General features: G+C 57.1%; 25 protein-coding genes. 1 reads left to right on the top strand and 24 read right to left on the bottom strand.

Translation table 11 applies throughout. The features are described from left to right. Nucleotides 1-110: 110 nt before the first annotated feature. The 14 genes from EKM04_RS08855 to EKM04_RS08790 all read right to left on the bottom strand — a co-directional run bounded on the left by EKM04_RS08855 (nucleotide 111) and on the right by EKM04_RS08790 (nucleotide 12,023). The gene (locus EKM04_RS08855; RefSeq protein ID WP_234910870.1) at nucleotides 111-395 is read right to left on the bottom strand and encodes a DUF982 domain-containing protein; all 285 of its coding nucleotides are present in this window, start codon (nucleotides 393-395) and stop codon (nucleotides 111-113) included. Between the two features lie 19 nt (nucleotides 396-414). Continuing rightward, the gene (locus tag EKM04_RS08850; protein ID WP_183893925.1) at nucleotides 415-885 is read right to left on the bottom strand and encodes a hypothetical protein; all 471 of its coding nucleotides are present in this window, start codon (nucleotides 883-885) and stop codon (nucleotides 415-417) included. Beyond that, nucleotides 882-1,163 (bottom strand): hypothetical protein, encoded by a 282-nt coding sequence (locus EKM04_RS08845; protein ID WP_113100735.1) that lies wholly within the window; start codon nucleotides 1,161-1,163, stop codon nucleotides 882-884. The genes EKM04_RS08850 and EKM04_RS08845 overlap by 4 nt, the downstream gene beginning before the upstream one ends. Nucleotides 1,164-1,413: 250 nt before the next feature. Then, on the bottom strand, nucleotides 1,414-1,794 hold the full coding sequence (locus tag EKM04_RS08840; protein WP_183894485.1) for a hypothetical protein: 381 nt from the start codon (nucleotides 1,792-1,794) through the stop codon (nucleotides 1,414-1,416). Beyond that, the gene (locus EKM04_RS08835; RefSeq protein WP_183893923.1) at nucleotides 1,791-2,378 is read right to left on the bottom strand and encodes a lysozyme; all 588 of its coding nucleotides are present in this window, start codon (nucleotides 2,376-2,378) and stop codon (nucleotides 1,791-1,793) included. Before EKM04_RS08835 ends, EKM04_RS08840 begins: the two co-directional genes overlap by 4 nt. Then, complete coding sequence (locus EKM04_RS08830) at nucleotides 2,341-2,586, bottom strand: DUF7940 domain-containing protein (RefSeq protein ID WP_149895978.1); 246 nt, start codon at nucleotides 2,584-2,586, stop codon at nucleotides 2,341-2,343. Before EKM04_RS08830 ends, EKM04_RS08835 begins: the two co-directional genes overlap by 38 nt. A 133-nt stretch (nucleotides 2,587-2,719) precedes the next feature. Continuing rightward, nucleotides 2,720-3,253 carry a hypothetical protein gene (locus EKM04_RS08825; RefSeq protein WP_183893920.1) on the bottom strand — a complete coding sequence of 178 codons (534 nt, stop codon included), beginning with the start codon at nucleotides 3,251-3,253 and terminating at the stop codon, nucleotides 2,720-2,722. A gap of 11 nt (nucleotides 3,254-3,264) precedes the next feature. Continuing rightward, the gene (locus tag EKM04_RS08820; protein ID WP_183893919.1) at nucleotides 3,265-4,539 is read right to left on the bottom strand and encodes a glycine-rich domain-containing protein; all 1,275 of its coding nucleotides are present in this window, start codon (nucleotides 4,537-4,539) and stop codon (nucleotides 3,265-3,267) included. Nucleotides 4,540-4,551: 12 nt separating this feature from the next. Then, nucleotides 4,552-7,563, bottom strand: a complete 3,012-nt coding sequence (locus tag EKM04_RS08815; RefSeq protein ID WP_183893917.1) for a phage tail tip fiber protein — start codon at nucleotides 7,561-7,563, stop codon at nucleotides 4,552-4,554. A 4-nt stretch (nucleotides 7,564-7,567) separates the two neighbouring features. Next, nucleotides 7,568-7,942: a DUF6950 family protein gene (locus tag EKM04_RS08810; protein WP_183893915.1), complete on the bottom strand. Its 375-nt coding sequence runs from the start codon at nucleotides 7,940-7,942 to the stop codon at nucleotides 7,568-7,570. Next, the gene (locus EKM04_RS08805; protein ID WP_234910869.1) at nucleotides 7,939-8,232 is read right to left on the bottom strand and encodes a GNAT family N-acetyltransferase; all 294 of its coding nucleotides are present in this window, start codon (nucleotides 8,230-8,232) and stop codon (nucleotides 7,939-7,941) included. The genes EKM04_RS08810 and EKM04_RS08805 overlap by 4 nt, the downstream gene beginning before the upstream one ends. 145 nt (nucleotides 8,233-8,377) lie before the next feature. Beyond that, nucleotides 8,378-8,950 carry a hypothetical protein gene (locus EKM04_RS08800; RefSeq protein ID WP_183893913.1) on the bottom strand — a complete coding sequence of 191 codons (573 nt, stop codon included), beginning with the start codon at nucleotides 8,948-8,950 and terminating at the stop codon, nucleotides 8,378-8,380. Next, nucleotides 8,950-9,561 carry a hypothetical protein gene (locus EKM04_RS08795; RefSeq protein ID WP_183893911.1) on the bottom strand — a complete coding sequence of 204 codons (612 nt, stop codon included), beginning with the start codon at nucleotides 9,559-9,561 and terminating at the stop codon, nucleotides 8,950-8,952. Before EKM04_RS08795 ends, EKM04_RS08800 begins: the two co-directional genes overlap by 1 nt. Before the next feature lie 23 nt (nucleotides 9,562-9,584). Then, the gene (locus tag EKM04_RS08790) at nucleotides 9,585-12,023 is read right to left on the bottom strand and encodes a tape measure protein (RefSeq protein WP_183893909.1); all 2,439 of its coding nucleotides are present in this window, start codon (nucleotides 12,021-12,023) and stop codon (nucleotides 9,585-9,587) included. A gap of 53 nt (nucleotides 12,024-12,076) precedes the next feature. Here EKM04_RS08790 and EKM04_RS08785 point away from each other — a divergent pair, with 53 nt between their 5' ends. Next, entirely contained in the window at nucleotides 12,077-12,637 is a 561-nt protein-coding gene (locus EKM04_RS08785) for a hypothetical protein (RefSeq protein ID WP_183893907.1), read from the top strand. Here the strand turns inward: EKM04_RS08785 and EKM04_RS08780 are convergent. The 10 genes from EKM04_RS08780 to EKM04_RS08730 all read right to left on the bottom strand — a co-directional run bounded on the left by EKM04_RS08780 (nucleotide 12,634) and on the right by EKM04_RS08730 (nucleotide 17,525). Then, nucleotides 12,634-12,783 carry a hypothetical protein gene (locus EKM04_RS08780; RefSeq protein WP_183894483.1) on the bottom strand — a complete coding sequence of 50 codons (150 nt, stop codon included), beginning with the start codon at nucleotides 12,781-12,783 and terminating at the stop codon, nucleotides 12,634-12,636. The genes EKM04_RS08785 and EKM04_RS08780 overlap by 4 nt on opposite strands. Nucleotides 12,784-12,812: 29 nt before the next feature. Then, a complete protein-coding gene (locus EKM04_RS08775) occupies nucleotides 12,813-13,193 on the bottom strand; it encodes a gene transfer agent family protein (RefSeq protein WP_210290028.1) in 381 nt (126 codons plus the stop codon). Beyond that, nucleotides 13,193-13,642: a phage tail tube protein gene (locus EKM04_RS08770; RefSeq protein WP_183893905.1), complete on the bottom strand. Its 450-nt coding sequence runs from the start codon at nucleotides 13,640-13,642 to the stop codon at nucleotides 13,193-13,195. The genes EKM04_RS08775 and EKM04_RS08770 overlap by 1 nt, the downstream gene beginning before the upstream one ends. Nucleotides 13,643-13,665: 23 nt before the next feature. Then, complete coding sequence (locus EKM04_RS08765; RefSeq protein ID WP_183893903.1) at nucleotides 13,666-14,088, bottom strand: DUF3168 domain-containing protein; 423 nt, start codon at nucleotides 14,086-14,088, stop codon at nucleotides 13,666-13,668. Next, nucleotides 14,085-14,549 (bottom strand): HK97 gp10 family phage protein, encoded by a 465-nt coding sequence (locus tag EKM04_RS08760; RefSeq protein WP_183893901.1) that lies wholly within the window; start codon nucleotides 14,547-14,549, stop codon nucleotides 14,085-14,087. The genes EKM04_RS08765 and EKM04_RS08760 overlap by 4 nt, the downstream gene beginning before the upstream one ends. Further along, nucleotides 14,546-14,896 (bottom strand): phage head closure protein, encoded by a 351-nt coding sequence (locus EKM04_RS08755; protein WP_183893899.1) that lies wholly within the window; start codon nucleotides 14,894-14,896, stop codon nucleotides 14,546-14,548. Before EKM04_RS08755 ends, EKM04_RS08760 begins: the two co-directional genes overlap by 4 nt. Continuing rightward, nucleotides 14,871-15,062: a hypothetical protein gene (locus tag EKM04_RS08745; protein ID WP_183893897.1), complete on the bottom strand. Its 192-nt coding sequence runs from the start codon at nucleotides 15,060-15,062 to the stop codon at nucleotides 14,871-14,873. The genes EKM04_RS08755 and EKM04_RS08745 overlap by 26 nt, the downstream gene beginning before the upstream one ends. Before the next feature lie 9 nt (nucleotides 15,063-15,071). Continuing rightward, the gene (locus EKM04_RS08740) at nucleotides 15,072-15,653 is read right to left on the bottom strand and encodes a head-tail connector protein (protein ID WP_183893895.1); all 582 of its coding nucleotides are present in this window, start codon (nucleotides 15,651-15,653) and stop codon (nucleotides 15,072-15,074) included. 2 nt (nucleotides 15,654-15,655) lie between these two features. After that, nucleotides 15,656-16,153, bottom strand: coding sequence for a hypothetical protein (locus tag EKM04_RS08735; protein ID WP_183893893.1), 498 nt, complete (start codon nucleotides 16,151-16,153; stop codon nucleotides 15,656-15,658). Between the two features lie 67 nt (nucleotides 16,154-16,220). Next, nucleotides 16,221-17,525: a phage major capsid protein gene (locus tag EKM04_RS08730; RefSeq protein WP_234910868.1), complete on the bottom strand. Its 1,305-nt coding sequence runs from the start codon at nucleotides 17,523-17,525 to the stop codon at nucleotides 16,221-16,223.

Here is a 17,525-nt window from a genome sequence, read left to right as displayed (position 1 = left end):
GAAGTGGGGTGGGTTTGGTTTCGCCCGCAGCAAGGCAGAGCGGGTGCAGTGGTGGTGCTGGGAGCATTACCCACACAAGACGCCTTCACAGCCCGTCTCGCGCGGCCAAGCTAGATGAAGTCATCGTCTGGGCTGACCGATAGCCCTACTTCATGCGCCGCATCCACAAACGCCGCTCTGGCGTCTTCTGCCGTATCCTCATCGCCGCCAGTCAAGACAGCGGCACAAACCATCAGGGCTGTTACGTAGGCATCAGTTGTGCAATCTGCAGGCCATTGGTCAATCAAGCAGCGCGCCAATCCCTCTACTGTGGATAGGGTTTCGAATGACCCCCACTCGATTTTCAGCGGGGCAATGGCATGGTTTGCTTCTGCGATCATTAGAACGATGATCAATCGCAATCCGGGAGTTAAGTCAATCGGATGGGAGCGTGAGAATGCGGGCAGGCAACACGCTGAACCGGATCGGTGGCGATGTGACGACGATGGGGCCCAAGAAGTTTTGAAGCGGATTACATCGGTACTCCAATGTCACGCGGTATTCAGCAGGCCCAGGAGCCGCAGCCACGGGAACGGTGATCGACCGGCGATAAGTTTCCCTACCTGCCAGCAACTTAAGCCCTGTGGTAAACTGGGGGATGCTGTGACGTTCCTTGGCAGAATCAGTCAGCCAGCGCTTTGTGATCAGCGGGCAAATGCGGGTACGGAATACCGAGAACTCAATCTCGATAGTATCGCCCTGCTCTACCGTTGGCGCCAGCGCCTTGGCATCCTCATAAATAATCGGCGGTTCACGGTCGGCAACCCAGATGCCCAAATTTACCGAGCCCAGCCCGGCCAGCGCAAACACGCCGATGCCTACCACTTTCCAAAGGTAACGCTTCATGGTGTCGGCCCTCCTTTGAGATAACCGATTGCTTTTTGAATGTTCTCGTAGAGCATGATGGAGCCGACGAAGAGCGCAATCATGGACAGCAGCAGCCAGCGCATAAACTTTCCGACAGCCCGCATGTCCCGGACCATTCGGAAGCCCTCACGGACATCTTCGGCAGGCATCTCGATAATAGCCTCGAGCGTCTTCAATTCGTCAGGACGGAGACCGGCAAGGAAGGCTCTCGTCTTCTCTGGCAGTTCCACCATTTTCTCTGGTAGTTCTTCGCTCATTTGGTAGATCCCTGCCATGTCGCAGCCTTATGCCCATTATCATTTCGCACCGAAGCGTGTTTTCACGCCGTCATAGAACCCGGCACATCGGCCCGTCCTTGCGTCCACTGCGTCGGCAGAGAACTCCCATCGCAGCTGGGTATTCCGGGGCTTTTCGGCCCCATACTTCGGCACGACGCGCGCCATCTTCTGCCGGCACTCATCCGGCAGATCAGGCAGGTTCACGCCGGCCGCTGTTTTGCCCTGGGTGTTAGCCGCCGCAATCAGCCGCGCCTCTTTGCCGGCACAGCCAGAGACGATCTGCATCGCTCCAGCGGTAATCGCCATCATAAACATTCTGATTGTCATCTTTGATCGCCTGTTCAAGTTGGGCTTCGAGCTTCTGTTGCGTCAGCGCGTCGGCCATGGCGCGCTTCCGGTATTCTTCGACAGCCTGGGCAGCAGCATTGCGCTGTCGCTCGAGCTCAGTGATCTTCGCTTCAGCGGCTGTCTTTTCTGAAAGCAGCACGTAACCACTCAGCAGCGCGTCGTCGTGCGCGGCCAGCCAGATCCGGAAGCCGACAAAAGCAATGAGGAGAAGAATGACGGCAGAGATCACCCGCCCGATCGTGCTGGTCAGGAAGGAGCTCATAGTCCGCTCACGCAAAGCTCGGCTTCACCGATCCGCTGTGCGTCCCCCATCTCACGCCGATTGACCAGTCCCCGCACGATCTGCCCGCCGGCGCGATTGAACGCCGTCTGGGCTTCACATGCCGCGCGCCACTGCCCAGCTTCGATCCGGGCCTTGGCAGTGGATCTGCACCAGGCACCCACGCCGAAATTGTAAGATCCGGAGATCATCGAGGCGCGAACACTGATGGGGGATTTGGAAAGGTTGGGAGAGCACTGCACGATGACCTGGTAATAGTCATCATGAACACGACGAAGCAGCATATCCTTGCACTCTGCTCTCGTCTTCGTCATGCCGGGGCCAATCCCCTTGGTCTCCCCGTAGCAAATGTCCCAGATCTTGGCGAACGGGTCCCAGTGAGATTTCAGGACCAGCCCCTCCCACGGAATAATTGCTTTTTCGACGGAAACAATGACAGCGGGGTCCATCTTGCCATAGGTGGCGTAGCGATCGTAAGCAGCATAGCTGCCGGCAGCGATCCCCGCGAGCACAGTGGCGATCGCCGCTTTACCGCGCTTCGTCGGAGCGATCTTGTTTATCGGCATTAGGAATTCCTTTCTGAACGAGAAGGCGCGCCGTGAAAGCCCCGGCCACCGTAAGGCCGGAGAGTGCAGCAAAGACGCCAGGGGGGATTTCGACAAAGCCATCGATCAGCGGAAGCGCGACTTCCAGACCCGACAAGACGGCAGCAATGATCATGAGGCGGACAGACCAGGCGCGTTTCAGCACCTGCCGCCAATTCTGGACGAGCATAAAAATGTCCTCTGATGTAGGTTTAGCTCAGCACGATCGAGTGCCGTTGGGAGGCATGCGGATGCCGCTGTACGTCGCGTACAGTCGCCATGGTGGTCTCCTGATTTTGTGGTGGGGTTAGTTGCCTAACGGATTAAGGCCAGACGACTTGCGCGGCGATCTGAACCGCCTCGACCGTTTCAGAGGCATTCACCGCCTCTTTTGCTGTCTGCCGAGCGCGCTCGATAGCACTGCCGATGATGGCCCACTGCGCGTCCATAGCCAGAACCAGCAGGGCGATATCCTTGATGGCGTCGCCATCTATGCCAAGTGACGCCGCAAGCATCGGGTAATCTGCGGACTGCGGATCATTTTCAAGAACGGCCAGCTTTGCCTCATCAACCTTGCGCTGGTAGGTCATTGCCTGACCAGCGCCGGGCGTGATGTACTGACAACGTGCCGCCTCAGCATCGTCATCGATCTGGATTTTGAGATTGCGCTTTACCTCTTCAAGATCCGGAGCAGGTGTATGCGGGGGTGTGAACTGGCCGTCCGTAAAACTCCATCCTATTTGCGCATCTTGTTGCGCAATCCAAGACTTGTGATCTGGAAAATCATCCGGTACGGGACCGTCAAATATAGCTCTATCCGTTACGATACCATCTGCGACTTTCACATAAATAGTCATGCGCATAATCCTCAAGCCGTGCAATATTCGGTTATGAACACAAGACCCGGAGCACCGGGACCTCCGTTTACAGTGGCAGTTGATTGGAAGACGCCACCGGGACCTCCACCAGAGCCATACCCCTGCCCAGCTTGGCCCACTGAACCAACATTGTGCCGCCCACCCGATCCAAATCTTCCACTTCCACCTGATCCGCTGTTGACACGCGTCACAGCGCCCCCGGAGCCAACGACAGTGTTTCCACCTGTTCCCGATTGGCCGGGGACCCGCAAATCTCCGACTCCGCCTGTTCCGCCAAATGCCCCCGGGCCGGTACTGCCTGCACCAGTTGCGGCTCCACCACCGTTACCACCTATTGCCACGACCAGGCTTCCTAGAGACGTATTACCCCCATTTGCTCCGGCCAACCCTCCCGCGCCAATCGTCACAGGTTGGCTTGGTGATAAATCAGCTTTGGATTTGACGGCAATCGAGTATTCGCTAGCCCCGCCGCCCGCTCCGATTGTGAGGTCGGATGAATTACTTACACCTGCGCCACCGCCACCACCACCGCCGACAGCCTCAATAACAGCGTAAACGAGGTTTGCATCGGGTACATATGTTCCAGACGCGGTAATGAGTCGGAACTTAACAACCTGAATAGCACCAGATAGACCGAGCACCCCCTTCATGGTGCTAGTGTCGGCGCTCGCAAGAAGCTCTCTTGCCCTCGCCGTCAGATCAGTGGTCGCGTAGGTGTTGGCCGCATCCTGATAGGGCAGCTTGTTTGCAGCCCCACCTAGAGCCAACAGCGACCGAGCCAAGGCAGGGAAGTCAACAAGAGAATACCCATTTGCGCCATTCATGTAAGGAAGCTTGTTTGCTGCTCCAGTGAGGCCTAATAGCGACCGTGCCGAAGCCGGGAAGTCCGCCAAGGCACCAACCGCGTTAGTTCCGAAGTAAGGCAGCTTGTTCGCGGCGGGCGTGAGAGCAGCCAGAGCGGCGAGCGTCGGCTTGTCTAGGCGCGCAAGGTACTCGGCCAGGGTGACTGTGTTTTCGATGCTCTGCTGGCCAATGCTGGTGTCGTAGGTCAGCCAATAGGACTTGCCGCTGGCAGACGGTCCCGGCCACCCGACGGCGAGAGTAAGCTCGGTATCGCTGACGACGGTTGCCACTGGCGCAGATAGACCATCGACGCCGAGAATATACGGCACGATGCCGCCGGTCAGCCATCCCGTGCCATTCCCGGTCACGGTGGTGCTGCCAGCGGTCACGGATACCGTGCCCGTTGTGTAGGGTGTGGTCATGTTGGGTTTGCCTTAATTGTTGCGGAAAGCCATCGCGGATAGGACCATTGCAGTCCAGTTAATTGCGCTCTCTGATGGAAGCCTCAGTCGCAGGACCGTAGACGCTCTATTGGGGACTGTGAATGTTCTGAAAGCGGTGTAGTCTCTGAATGCATCGCCTGCGACCGCCGTGTTCGCATTTGATGTGTAGATGTTCGTTGACCCACCCCCCGTGACGTCATCAATAAGATGCGGACCGACAAGCACTGTCTGAGCTTGGTTCGCCTTGCCCGTCGCAGTGTATTCGACTCTGATCAAAATTGGGTTGCTTGGATTTGCACGAACACCATGATCAACAGTCAACGATATTTCCGCATAGCCCGGCGCATTATTGCTCGAGGTTGATGCTGACCTTATTCTGATCACTGAACCGGGAACTATTTGTTCGTCGCCAATGAAAAGGCTTATGATCTGCGCTTGGCTAACCTGAAGGTTTGGTATCTTTACGATGCCGTTCTCGATGGCGAAAACGGCTATGCTTTGGTCCCCGTTGATGACGACGAACTTGTCCGCGAGGAAGCCAACTTCGGATTTCAGGACACCATTTACGGTTCTCAGCTGAATGTACATTCCGCTTTCGACAAACCCTGAACCAGTATTTCCCCGAAGAAGAACAGCGAACCGAGCAGATACACCCGCAGGGGTGGCCGTAGCCTGAAACATCACCAGACCATCGGCAAACATGCCATTGAACGTGGCAGATACACCGATGATCTGTTGAGAAATAGCGCCGTCCGCATTGACGCGAGCCGTTGCCTCCGTCCCGATCGCCGCTGTGTTTTGGCCCACCGTTGCATTGAGCGAAGTGAGTTGGGTTGTAAACGCACTATCCGCCGTCGCCCTCACTTGCTGCTCTTCGATCAGCTTTGCCGAGGTGTCACCAACCACCGCCGAAAGCGTCGTTACCCGCTGGGCAACCGCCTCTGTCTCGGTGGCAGCAACTGTTCGGACGGTCTCAATCTCGGCATAGGTCCCTCCGACTTCGGCGCGCATGGTGTCGCGCTGGATCTGGGATAGTGCCGCCTCAAGAGAAACCGCCTGCCCGATCTGCTCGATACGGTTCAATAACTCCTGTCGCGCGCCCCCGATAAGAGCGATGGTGTCCCGGACATCCTGCCCGAGGTTTTCCAGATTGGTGATGAGATCGCCACCGGCCTGAAGCGTGCGAAAGTTCGTAATGCCAGACGCAGATACGGCGCGGCCATTATCGACCATCAAGGTCGTGCGAACCTGCCAGTCGGTTTCAGATGTCAGGCCTTCAACGATTTGGACAACACTGATGTCGGCGGTCACAGCCTTTGTGAAAACCTGAGTTGGGTTGGCGACAGGCCAATACTCAATCAGGACGCCGGAAACACTGATGTCTTCGATCTGGTCCCATGTCAGTCGAACGCCGGGGAGCTTACCGCCACCTTCTGCCTGCACGATATTGGGCGTGGCCGCAAAGTTCTGCACCTCGGCCAGATACTGCGGAGGCGGCACAACGATGATGACAGGCGGGTTGGTCGCATAAGCGGTCGGGTCAAACACGCCGTTGCTGATTTCCTGCAAGGCGACTGTGATATCCCGAACGCCATCGCTGTTGTGGGGTCCAAGCGTGCGCGTCAGCACCTGATACGTGCGCGTGCCATGTTTGGCGCTTGCCCACGTGATCCACCGGCCTTCCTTCACCACGTCCAGAAAACGCGGGTGAATGGTGATTTCAGCCGACGCCTGGAACCGAGCGCCACGGATGGCGATGTCAGCCAGACGGTCCACCTGCTTGACGTTCGTCACCGCGCCATAGGGAATGGCGCTGGCAAGCGTTTCGCGGTCTTCGGCTAGTGCTGACTGGTCAATACGTGTTGCCGCGTCCTTGGTCTCGTAGAAGTCGTCCGGCGAGACATACGAGGCTGCCACGGTGTTGATCAGATCCGTCCGCTTGCGCTTCACTGTGAACCGCTTTGGAGCGCCAATCTTGATATCGTCGTCTGTAATTGTTGCGACGACTGCCTGCGGTGCGCCTGCAATCGGGAACTCGCCATCAACACGCTCAACCCAGGAAGCACATGCGGCCATGAGCAAAGGCTGGAGGTTGGAATCGTGGTTCGCGCCGGGACCATCCTTGGCGATCATGTGCGAGCGATAGCGGTAATCGCCGTCTATGATTTCGTCAGCAATGTTGGCAGCCTGCGTCCACTCGGACAATGGCAGGCGAGAAGCGCGAACGCCCTTGCCGACCATAAGCTGGTTTCCATTGTAGAAACCACGCTCCAGATTGTAGGCCTGTACGAATGGATTGTCGCTGTATTCCCATGTGGACTGGTCATTCCAGCGATGCGGGCCGAAGCCACCGACAGAACTATCCTTGCGCCAATCGTAGAGCGGGGCGCCCTTGACCTCGAACAGAAGCTGGGCAGGAGCGGCAAGGCCGTTGCCTTGGCGCCGAAGGCCGGAATACACAACGGCATAGGCAACGCCAGCACCACGGTGCGCCGCCGTCCACCGGCCGGCAGGACGCGAATTGGCGATAAACGTCGGCTCTGCCTGCTGGTCCATTGAGCCGAAGTAAAACTTCACCCTCACATCGTCGTGGTTGTCGCCGCTCGTGCCTTCGTTCGGGACCAGCCAGAAACCTTCGGCGTTTTGTTCAGTCAGCGTGCGCCACTTACCGTTATAGCGAACGCGTGGAACGCCTGTGATGCGAAAGCTGGCGAGCTCGTAAACGTCCTGGAAGTTACGGCCGCCAGAACCGAAGTTGTTGCGATAGACATGCCGACCAGTAAGGCCACACGTGCCGAGAACGACGGTGCGTGGATTATTGGCGCCATACTCGGTCTGGAGCTGGGCAGAGGTGCTTGGCACTTTCTGCGCGAAAATCTTGTTGATGCCAAACGATGCGGCAACAGCGAAAGCGCTTTGCGCCAAGCCGGCAAGAATGGGGTAAGCAGCCGCCCACGCGGATATTGCCGTAACCGCGGCGGTAATAAACGAGATGAATGCCATTGAGCTATGCGCCTATCTTGTAAGCCTGCTCGATATCGGTGATCGAGAAAATCGAGACGCCATGAGGCATCCGCACGACAAAGCCTGCGCTGGACACGACGCCAGCGAGATAACGGCCTTCGAAGAAAAACACTCCCACGTCGCCGCGACGGGCAGCGAACCGGTTGACCGGTTCAAGTTTCAGGCTTTCAAGAAACTCTTTCCCATCCCTGCCTTTCGGCTTCACGGCAATGGAAAGCATGGCCTTGATGGCATCGCAGACAGCCGCTACGTCGCACAGTACGACGTCTGTCGGGAGACAGCTCGACATGAGGGACACAGCGTCCTCAAGGCGCCGATCCCACCCGTCTTTGCGGATAGCCTTTGCAAGCTTCTTCATTCGCTCACCAGCGCTTTCATGAAATGAGTTTCCACCGGCGCGTAACCACGGCGGGCGTAGATCCGAGACACATCGTTGATGGCGAGTGACGCCATGCAAACCACGGCACAGCCCTGCTCTTTCGCCCACGCCTCATAGGCGTCCAGCATCGTGAGAGAACCGCGCCCGCGAGCATGCTCAGCGATGAACCAGACCGTTTCGTTTGCGCACAGGCCAGCGCCAAAGGGATGATCGAACACGCCAGCCATCAGTATGCCCGACACGCCAATATCGCCATCCAGAACCAGCACGCATGACCTTGAGCTTTGCATGTGCTGGACGAACAGCGCGTGCGCCCGTGCCGGGTCGAAAGGAAACGACCATCTTGCCGCGGCGTGGCTTTTCCTCAGTAAGTCGACAACTGCGCCAGCATCAGAGTTTCGTGCTGGCCTCACATCACTTCGGGCTGAACTCGAAATTGAAGAACTCATTTTTCAGCCTCGCAGCGTGTTCGAAGAACATGTCGCCAGCCGAGACCAGTTGCTGGTCTTCGTGGCTGGCGTATCGGTAGCCTTCGCGGAAGTTGTCGATCGCTTCGGTTTCGATGTTGGCCTCAAGCCAGGCATCGCCGTTCTCTTCGCGGTGATCGATCGTATCGACGTAGCCGTAGAAGGTCGGCTCGGCGTGCAGGAAAGCGTTGTTGTCGGGATCGAAATAGAAGTCGTACAGCGTGACTGGACGGCCCTTGTATTCTTCGTTTTCGATCAGAAGCAGCTTGTCCGGCGTCAGGCCGAAATCGGATCGTGCGGGCAGCCGCATCGTGACCGGATTTGCCGTGGTGCCGAGCGCGAAAGCAGGCTCATCAATCTCGATGATCGAATTGCCCTTGTAGGTCAGCCCGTTGTAATCGAGCGTACCTTTACCTGAGAAGAACCCGTATGTGCCGGTTCCAAACTCAAACTTGACGCCAGACCCGATCTTCACCCTGCCCTCATTGAGCAGCTGCTGCAGTCGTGTTGGGAAAGCCATTAGCGCGGCACCTCGATCAGCGTGAAAGTTGCCGTCGGGCGGAAGTCGTCAGGGCAGTCGTAACTGTCCGGCACCAGGCGCATATTCATGACTGGGTTCTTGAAGACGACAGTCGCGCCAGCAGTGACGTAGGACGGCAGGAACGGCTCGGCCTTAATGGTTATTGCTCCACCAGTTGCGGTGGTGTCCTGCACCACGCGAACGATGGTGTTGTAGTCGCCCTGACTGAATCCGATCAGGTCGCCCTCCATCAGCTTCAGACCATTGGTGACGCTGGACACCGTTAGCTGATTGCCGGAGATTGCCGACAACACACCGGTATCGAGAATGGCTGGCGCGGTCGGGTTGCCCCAATAGGCTTGCGGCAGACACACATGCTTCGGCGTATAGAGCACTGTCACCATGCCATCGCGGCAGCGCGAAATGAATGCCTCAAGCTTCTGCCGGTCGGCATTGCTCAAGGCCACCACCCGCATAGACACCTGCCAGAACGGATCGCTGGTTTCCATGAAGGAAATGGCCCGCTTGCCGTATCTCGACACGCTGGTTGAGCGCATGAGTTTAGGATAGGTCGGCCCGTATCTCAGGCCGACCGGTAATGTTTCTGCCATGTGGTGTGGGCCTCACGAATCTATCAGAGTGACGATGATCGTCTTCCAGCTTCACGAACTGACTTGACTGCTATGCCTGGGAATTGAGCCCTGTCCTTCGCCATCTGAGCGCGAAGCTCCGCGATCTCCGGCCCGCTTCCCTGCACATTGTAGACAGGGGCGAAGCTGACTTGAACCGGTTGTTGCCCCTGTGGCTTTATGCTCGGCAACGAAGGCACCGAAACCCCGACCGCGCCGCCGTTGGCGTAGCCTTTCAGACCGCGCCGCATGGCTTCCATGGCGGCAGGACCGCCAGCAGCAGCAACCGCTGCCTTGTCGAAGACATACTCGCCCTTATGCACGACGCCGGCAGGCTGGTATTTGCCACCGTCGCCGGTGTAGCCTCCGTCTGAGAATGGTCGTGGGGTTGGTACCGGACCAGTCGTGGGCAGAGATGCGAATCCGCCGCCTCCGAATAGGCTAAACAGTCCGCTCAGAAATCCACCACCAGAGCCGGCATTATTGACCTTGAAGATGCTGTTCAGCACATCGTTCAACAGCGTGTCCGCGATCTTTTTCAGGCTGTCCTTAAGTAGGTCAGCCGCGCTCGCGCCTTCAATGAAACCATCGATCAGACCTCGCGTCACGTCTTTCGCTGTCGCCATCGCCTCTTCGGCTCGCTGACGAATTTCGTCCTGCTTTTCGGCAAGCTTTTCGGAGGCAACAACGGCGTTGGCATATCCAGATGCCAAGCTTTCGATGCTGGCGGTTAGTTCTGGCGTGATCTTGATGCCAGCCTCTTGGGCTGCGGTCAGCAAGTCCTGCTTGGCGCGCGCAAATTCAACCGCAAAACCGTATTCGTTGAGCAGCGGATTGAGGCCAGCCTGCGCCGCCGTCTCGGCCTTAAGGGCGTCGGTTCGCTTCGTGATCTGCTCGATCTCGCGCTGGTACTCGTTCTCGCGGGTCTTCTTTTTCTTGTCTGCTGGCGCAGCGCCCGACCCCTTACCGAATCCCGATGGCGATTTGCCCAGACCCTTATCGACCTGATCCAACTGCATCTGCAGAGCGGTGGCCGCATTTGCCGTTCGGACGACGGCCTTTTCAGCCTCGTTTGCAGCATATTCGAAAGGTTCAAACTTTGCCTCGACGCCGAGCATCCTCGAATATCTTGTGAATGCTATAGCTCTGTCCGTCGCTGCATCTGCATAATAAGACGCTGCGGCAGCCTCGGCCTTCGCCACCTCCAACTGCATCGCAATCTGGTTGCGAAGCGCTCTAGTGTACCCCTCAGACGAGGCTTTCGCCGCATCGAGCGCCGTAGCGTTGGTTTTGATCGCAGCCTCTGTGGCAATGGAAGCCCGCTCCGCCGAAGATAGACCGTCACCATATAGATAGATTGCGGCAGCTGCTGCGCCTGCTATGACGCCTATAGGGCCGAGGGCTGCAACAAGACTGCCCGTCACAAGCGCGCCCGTGCGGACGGCAGTGATGAATGCACCAAGTGCCACGACCGCATTGCCGAGGCCAGCGACAACAGCGACTAGAGCGCGTCCTGTCAACGCGCCGACGAGGATGGTAACAAACTCAATGACGACATTGCCGACCTCTTTGAAGTTATCAGCAAGGTAATTCAGCGCCTCGACAAGCTTGCCTGTCGCGCCAGCAGACGAATCTGCATTGCCGATATACGCAGTAAATTCGTTATTGATGCGCGTCATCGCATCTGAGATCGTGGAGTTCGTCGCTTTGAACTGTGCCTCAATCGGCTTTTGTGCATTCAGGATAGCTTTGAACACGCGTTCCGATGTGAGCTTCCCTTCAGCGCCGAGGTCTTTCAGTCCTGCGATTGTAACCTTGAATTCGTCGGCAATAGCCTGAGCCAAGATCGGCGCGTTCTCTCGCAAGGACCGGAGTTCATCGCCCTGGAGAACCCCAGAGCCCAGCGCCTGACCCAATTGCAGAATGCCTGCCGCTTGCTCTGATGCAGAAGCGCCGCCCGCCTTGAATGCCTTAGAGACAATGTCGGTTGCTGTGGCGATTTCCTGCTCCGACTGCGCCACACCTGATGCGGATCGGATCAATCTCGCATACAGGTCAACATAGTCACCGAACGCGGTTCTTGCCCCGTTCGCCCCATCTTTCAGTTGGTTCAGCGAGCGCGCCTGCACACTAGCCGACGCAGCAGCTGCGCCGATCTTGTTGCCTGCCTCAGTCCAGGCATCGGCATACTTGACGATTTCACTGACACCCAGCGCAGTACCAGCCAACGCGACAGTCGATCTCAGAGCGCTATCCAACGAAGACGAGATGCGGCTACCCATTCCGGCAAACGACTTTTCTACCTTGGAATTCATAGCGCCAAAACGTCGCTCAATCTCATTGGCCCGCTTCTGTGTGGTTCCGATCGCCTTGTTCATGGCGCGCTCGTATCCCTTAACGTCAGCCGAAAGCTGAACGACAAGGCGCTCTAGATCTGTTGCCATAGTTTCGAGATTCCTGTTATTCCATCATCAACCAGCGGTTGGAGGGAATTACTATGTTTTCGAAGATGATGATTTTTGTCTTTTGCGGCGCAACTCTATGCGGATGCCAATCAGACTACGACCGCACGGTAGAAGACATTAAGACGCGGCAATTTCAAAGCGAGATGGCCAAGCTGAACTCTGTCTCGACCGCTGAAATGGAAACCTCAGAAGCCAGAGGAACAAAAACCTGTCACGTTAAGCAGTACACAAGCGCGCATTTGGCAAAGAAGCGGATCGATCCCGCCACACAGAAAGTGAGCTCCTACGGCACAGATATGAGCGATGTTTTTGTGAGAATCTACAAGGATGGATCGGCTGGCATTGCCGTGACCGAAGATACATACCCTGGGACGAATGCTTATTTCCTCATAGAGGGGAAACGCTATGTGGCCGACGGCGATAACTACGCCTCGCTTGATCGCAAGGCTATCGACGCTCTGAAGAAAGACCCCGTCATCAAATTCTCTTGGACGAACTGGCCATATCGCAACGAAGTCGACAAAGACGACGTCATAGCCGGTTTTTCAAAGAGCTATCAGCAGTGCGTCGATTTTCTCAATGGGAAATCTTAAGCCTGCACAAAGTCCCAAAGCTCATCAACTTCTTTGGCCGTCAGGCTGCCGTCATCTGGTGAGTTGGCTTCGACATATCCGTCGACCATCGCCATGAACTGCCACACAGACATCTCGTTGACCTGCTGCGGTGTGAAGCCGATCACAGCGCCGGTCCCGTAGAGCGCAGCAAATCTCAGCTTTCCGTTTGGGAGTTCGTCAAGCTGCTTTCCGTTTGACTTGCTGCGTCGTCCTCCCCCACCTTCTCCTCCGGCGCACCCATCAGGGATGCCGAGAGAATGACCTGGGCAGGAATGAGGTTTTCCATAGGTGGATGGTCTTCAACATAGGCCCGAACGAGTTTCAACGCAGCAGCTGGCTGCAATCCAGCGCCGATCAGTCCGAGGCGTATAATGTTGGTGATATCCTCAATGCGCCAAGAGCCACTGTGCAGACGCTGCAGGACCACATACGGCCCCGCATCGCATTTCTCTTGAAGCTCTGCCAGCTGCCCCCAAGCAAGGCGGAACGAATACGTCCCGTCTGCCCAATCGAACTCGATACGTCCGTCCCGCATTATGGCGTGACCGGCGTCGTGACGCGGACCATCTCGCCATCGCTCTGAAGCGATACGTTGTTGGTTGCGCGCTGACCGTTGTTAGCGCCGACTTCCATGCTTTCGATATGCATGCGACCGGTCCAAGTGATCGTCTTCGCCGGAAACTCCCACTCGACCTTAACCGGAATGCTTTCGATGCTTTCAACGCCTTCCAGCCATGCATCAACGCTTTCAGAGGCGAGAACGCCTTCCCCAGAAATCGCCATGGATAGAGAAGTGGCATCACGCCCTACCCAATCGACCTTATCAGGATCTTCGCAGTCAGGAACGTTCACCTCTTCCAATGCCTTGGTGATCGTGATCGAACGTTGCGTGAAACCGCATGGCGCGGAATAGACGATGGGTTCAGCATCGTTGCCGAGGAGCACACGAATCTTGCCCCCCTTGATGGTGGTTGCCTGAGCCATTGCGGCCTCCTGTGTTGGCGGGTTTAGTGGTGTTCGATGCCAGCACGGAATGTGCTGACAATCTGGGTGGTCAAGCCGTCTGGTGCGCGCAGATCGCGCCGCCCGTCGAACTCGAAGTAGACAAGGGCGTTGTCGGCCAGAGGCAGGCTCTGATCGTCCAGCGCTCTCTTGATGGCCTTTGCGATCTTACGGCCTTCCATGAAGCCGGGATCACGGGACCAGGCATCTAACGGGATTATGAGCTCGGACGCTTCGATGCACTCAGCGTCTTCCGGCAAGTCCTGCACCGGCCCGAACGAGATGTAAGGGAAAGTGGCAGTAATCTTGCCGTCTTGCGTCGGCACGCGGTCATAGATGCGGTTGCCGACCAGAGCGACAATATCAGCGCTGGCTTTGAGCGCGTTGACGATCGCCACCTGTAATTCGTGTGCTGCATCTTGCGTCATGATCCGGCTGCCACTTTCTTAGCTGCGTCTCTGGTTGCCTTGGACACCGCACGAACAGCGCGACGCTTGTTGGCGCGCCACGACACATAGAAGAATGGTTGAGCGGTGGTGCCGGGGTGGATAGAGCCCGCGAAAAGCCCACCATTTTCATGGCGCGCCGTGCCGAACTCGACCCAACGGGCGTAGTATGCTTCGCTGTTGCCGGCATAGATCGTGAGCGTCAGACCATCCGCGCCGGTGGATTTCACCGAAGCCAAGGTGATCGAGCCCTTTGGAGCTTTACCCCACGTCCAACCGATGCTGTCCCGCAGCCTTCCATCATCGACAGCCACAAGGTTTTTCATCATCGTGACGATCTCTTCAGCGGTATTTTCCATCTGCTGACGGATCATCTGCTTTGCGACCTGTGGCAGCTTCGCCAGCTTGCGCTTCAGGCGATCGAGGTTCTGGATTTTCGTCATCCGGTTGCCACGCCACTCTGACAGAGGAAGTCCAGCCAGTGCCTGTCGTCAGTCGGGGTGATATCCCGAATGTTGTATTCGACGCCGGTGCGAACGTTCCTCACTCGCCAATCCGTATTGATCTGCCGCGTCTCCGGGGAAGAGCGAACAAATATGACCTGCGTATGCTGGCCTTGAAGGCGGTCAGCCAAGACGCTTTCGCCGCCGCGCAAATGAACAAACCCGGCTCTGACCTTGAATTTCTCAATCCACTGCCCCACGGTCACGCCATCGCCTCGGTCAATTCCTTCGCGCTGGTCAAAAGCAACGCTATGGAAGAGATCACCCGCTGATCTGGGTTTCGCCATCGCGCTGCGCCTCCGCGTCTTTACCGGCCCATTCAGCCTTGCCAGCGTCAATCGCCTGCTCTGCGCACTCTCGCTTCACAGTGCCTTCCCATCCTGCCAAGTAGGCCGTTGTGGATTGACTGGTGGGCTTGTAGTCAAAGTCTTGAGTGAATTTCACACGGGCCATAGCCGCCTCCTATATCGAGATCCTGCGCCATTTGGAGATGAGCGCGTCTTCCATCGTTTTCAGCGGCATGCTGGCATCCGTCGCGCCCTGCTCGTAGCCAATCTGAACGCGGGCTATAATCGCAGTCCAAAGATCCCGTGGGATGGTCGACTTGCCGTCAACGACTGGCCAACCCGCCTTATATGTGATGGACACAGCGCCGCTTTCAGCCAATCCCGAGGGGCGGGCAAAAGCATTCGCGAGCCGGACACAGGTTCGACCGCCGGCATCTGTTTCAAGAGTGTAACTAACTGGTGAAACCAGTGAGGGATTGCCGGCCGCGTCAATCCAGGAGACTTCCGAAACTGATCGGACAGGCCCGAGCGGCAGGAACATATGCTGGGCGAAACAATCAAAGCGTTGCCGCCACTCCTGCTCAACAAGGCAAATACCAAGTATGCCCGTCCAGCCCTCATAATGATCAACCGCACCCTGGACTAGATTCTCAAGCGTGGAATCATCATCGGAACTGTCGATCCGGAGCGCCTTCTTCACGTCTTCAACCGAAACCGGAAGAATGGCAGGCGCTGTCAAAAGGACTGGACGATGCATATTTATTCAGCCTTGTTTTTGAGCGGCTTCTCAGCCTTGTTTGCGAGCTCGGCCTCCGCCTTTTTCGCGGCAAGATCGGCATTGATCTTGGTGATTTCAGCCGTTGCAGCATCGCGAGCCGCTGAAACTTCACCGTTGATCCTGAGAATTTCGTTTTCGGCGGTGGTTCGAGCCTTGGTCAAGTCATCCTCCAGCGCCAGAATGGCGTCGCTGTTCTTGTTGCGAGCGTCGTTCAGGCGCGTTTCTTCATCAGCGAGCAGTTGATCGACCTCAATCCGTCGCTCGTCGAGGCTAGCGTCAATCTGTGCCAGCACGTTGCTCATACCGGCCTCATGCAAATCCGCGCTTTTGAAGCGTTCCGGATCATGATCGGCAAGAACACCCAATCCGACCAGGACGGCTGCGTCCGTCGGGGAAAGCTCGCGGGTATCGCCGGTTTTATAGAAACGGTCGCCTTCATGCTCCCGCATCACGTCGTATGTCTGGACATTGTTCGTCATCACACTCTCCTTCGGTTCATGAAGAGGGTGGACTAGCCACCCTCCGGTATGAGCCGAGCTTGACGCCTCAAGGTGCGGCGTTGACGTTTCCGTAGATGAAGGCCTCTGGACGATAGACTGCCAGTGCCAGTCGCTCTTCGCCAAGGATCGTGACCTTGTTGCGCACGAAGTCGTCACCCTGGAAACCAACCTCGATGCGGCTGGTCCACTGGTCGAAGATCTGGGCACCAAGCCGGAATGCTCCCGTGAGGAACTTCCCAACCGCAATCGACTGCGTGGCGACGACTGGCAGACCCCAGAGCGTTGGACGGACCGATCCTTGCGGATTGCCGATGATGTAGCGCCCTTCGCTGTCCTTCAGTGTTTCGATCGCAGCCCAGTCAATATCGTTCAAAACATGACCAGTAGCCGGGAACTCAGCAAGAGCCGCCTGCAGCTGGGCAATCCGGAGACGGTCGATCGATGTCACGGGTGTTGGAGCAACGTAGCCAGCCGGAATGGCGAACGCGGTTGCCTGGGGAATGATGCCCAGCAGGTTTTCCCCGATACCATCACCATTCAGAAGCTGCGCCTCTTCCTTCAGCGCCAGACCGTAGATCAAACGACCGTCGATCATGGAGCGGATCTGCGGGAAGTCGGACAGGATCTGCTTCGATGCACGGAACCAGTGAGCGATAACGCTGGTCGAAACATTCTTGTCTGTAAGCTTGATGTCAGACTGAGGCTTGAGGCCACCTTCCGCCACCATGGCAGCATTGTTGCTGAAGCCGGTTTCCTGAACATAAAGAATGTTCGGGCTGTCAGTGCTGCCAGGCGTGATCAGATCGCGCACAGTCAGACGGCGCTGCGGAAGCTCCAGGACGCCCGCAAGCCGGTTCGGCGCGATGCCTGCACCAGCCGAACCAGCAGCATCGGTCGTGGCCGTCGTCATATCAGCTTTGACCGACATATTCGCCGATGCACCGCTTTTTGGAGACGAAGCAAGCGACTTCAGTTCTTCAGTTTCGATGAACTGCTGACCGTAGCTCTTTTCACCAGCGCGACTGCCGGTGTCGTTCCGGGCGAGCTTCTGCTCCATCTCGGAAACCTGCTCAGTGAGCGCGTTCATTTTGACGAGAGCTTCGTCGGCTTTTTCCTTGATGGATTTGCCGAGATCCTCGCCAGCCTTCGCCTTGCCAAGAGCTTCCTCGGCAATCGCCTTCACATCATCAACGGCCTTCTGGTGATGGGCCTTGATTTCGTTGGCGAGCTGCGTTGTTTCATGATCGGGAGCGCGCATAAACCGCCCGGCAGCCCGCTCCATTGGTGTCATTGCGCCGAGCACAGATGCGCTCGACAATGCCGCAAAAACGGCAAGCCTACGTCCCGACAT

Origin of the sequence: Rhizobium skierniewicense Ch11, from assembly GCF_023757665.1 — a bacterium.
Classification (GTDB): Bacteria; Pseudomonadota; Alphaproteobacteria; order Rhizobiales; family Rhizobiaceae; genus Agrobacterium; species Agrobacterium skierniewicense.
The sequence above is the reverse complement of the archived record's forward strand: the minus strand, read 5'-3'. Positions and strand labels throughout refer to the sequence as shown.

Excerpts from the sequence above, each read along its gene's own strand:
- EKM04_RS08840 (WP_183894485.1), bottom strand. The coding sequence starts at position 1,794 with ATGAGCTCCTTCCTGACCAGCACGATCGGGCGGGTGATCTCTGCCGTC.
- EKM04_RS08830 (WP_149895978.1), bottom strand. The coding sequence starts at position 2,586 with ATGCTCGTCCAGAATTGGCGGCAGGTGCTGAAACGCGCCTGGTCTGTC.
- EKM04_RS08755 (WP_183893899.1), bottom strand. The coding sequence starts at position 14,896 with ATGGCGAAACCCAGATCAGCGGGTGATCTCTTCCATAGCGTTGCTTTT.
- EKM04_RS08845 (WP_113100735.1), bottom strand. The coding sequence starts at position 1,163 with ATGAGCGAAGAACTACCAGAGAAAATGGTGGAACTGCCAGAGAAGACG.
- EKM04_RS08825 (WP_183893920.1), bottom strand. The coding sequence starts at position 3,253 with ATGACTATTTATGTGAAAGTCGCAGATGGTATCGTAACGGATAGAGCT.
- EKM04_RS08785 (WP_183893907.1), top strand. The coding sequence starts at position 12,077 with ATGTTTTCGAAGATGATGATTTTTGTCTTTTGCGGCGCAACTCTATGC.
- EKM04_RS08730 (WP_234910868.1), bottom strand. The coding sequence starts at position 17,525 with ATGTCGGGACGTAGGCTTGCCGTTTTTGCGGCATTGTCGAGCGCATCT.
- EKM04_RS08775 (WP_210290028.1), bottom strand. The coding sequence starts at position 13,193 with ATGCGGGACGGACGTATCGAGTTCGATTGGGCAGACGGGACGTATTCG.
- EKM04_RS08760 (WP_183893901.1), bottom strand. The coding sequence starts at position 14,549 with ATGACGAAAATCCAGAACCTCGATCGCCTGAAGCGCAAGCTGGCGAAG.
- EKM04_RS08850 (WP_183893925.1), bottom strand. The coding sequence starts at position 885 with ATGAAGCGTTACCTTTGGAAAGTGGTAGGCATCGGCGTGTTTGCGCTG.
- EKM04_RS08735 (WP_183893893.1), bottom strand. The coding sequence starts at position 16,153 with ATGACGAACAATGTCCAGACATACGACGTGATGCGGGAGCATGAAGGC.
- EKM04_RS08790 (WP_183893909.1), bottom strand. The coding sequence starts at position 12,023 with ATGGCAACAGATCTAGAGCGCCTTGTCGTTCAGCTTTCGGCTGACGTT.
- EKM04_RS08800 (WP_183893913.1), bottom strand. The coding sequence starts at position 8,950 with ATGGCTTTCCCAACACGACTGCAGCAGCTGCTCAATGAGGGCAGGGTG.
- EKM04_RS08765 (WP_183893903.1), bottom strand. The coding sequence starts at position 14,088 with ATGACGCAAGATGCAGCACACGAATTACAGGTGGCGATCGTCAACGCG.
- EKM04_RS08820 (WP_183893919.1), bottom strand. The coding sequence starts at position 4,539 with ATGACCACACCCTACACAACGGGCACGGTATCCGTGACCGCTGGCAGC.
- EKM04_RS08740 (WP_183893895.1), bottom strand. The coding sequence starts at position 15,653 with ATGCATCGTCCAGTCCTTTTGACAGCGCCTGCCATTCTTCCGGTTTCG.
- EKM04_RS08745 (WP_183893897.1), bottom strand. The coding sequence starts at position 15,062 with ATGGCCCGTGTGAAATTCACTCAAGACTTTGACTACAAGCCCACCAGT.
- EKM04_RS08835 (WP_183893923.1), bottom strand. The coding sequence starts at position 2,378 with ATGCCGATAAACAAGATCGCTCCGACGAAGCGCGGTAAAGCGGCGATC.
- EKM04_RS08770 (WP_183893905.1), bottom strand. The coding sequence starts at position 13,642 with ATGGCTCAGGCAACCACCATCAAGGGGGGCAAGATTCGTGTGCTCCTC.
- EKM04_RS08815 (WP_183893917.1), bottom strand. The coding sequence starts at position 7,563 with ATGGCATTCATCTCGTTTATTACCGCCGCGGTTACGGCAATATCCGCG.
- EKM04_RS08795 (WP_183893911.1), bottom strand. The coding sequence starts at position 9,561 with ATGGCAGAAACATTACCGGTCGGCCTGAGATACGGGCCGACCTATCCT.
- EKM04_RS08810 (WP_183893915.1), bottom strand. The coding sequence starts at position 7,942 with ATGAAGAAGCTTGCAAAGGCTATCCGCAAAGACGGGTGGGATCGGCGC.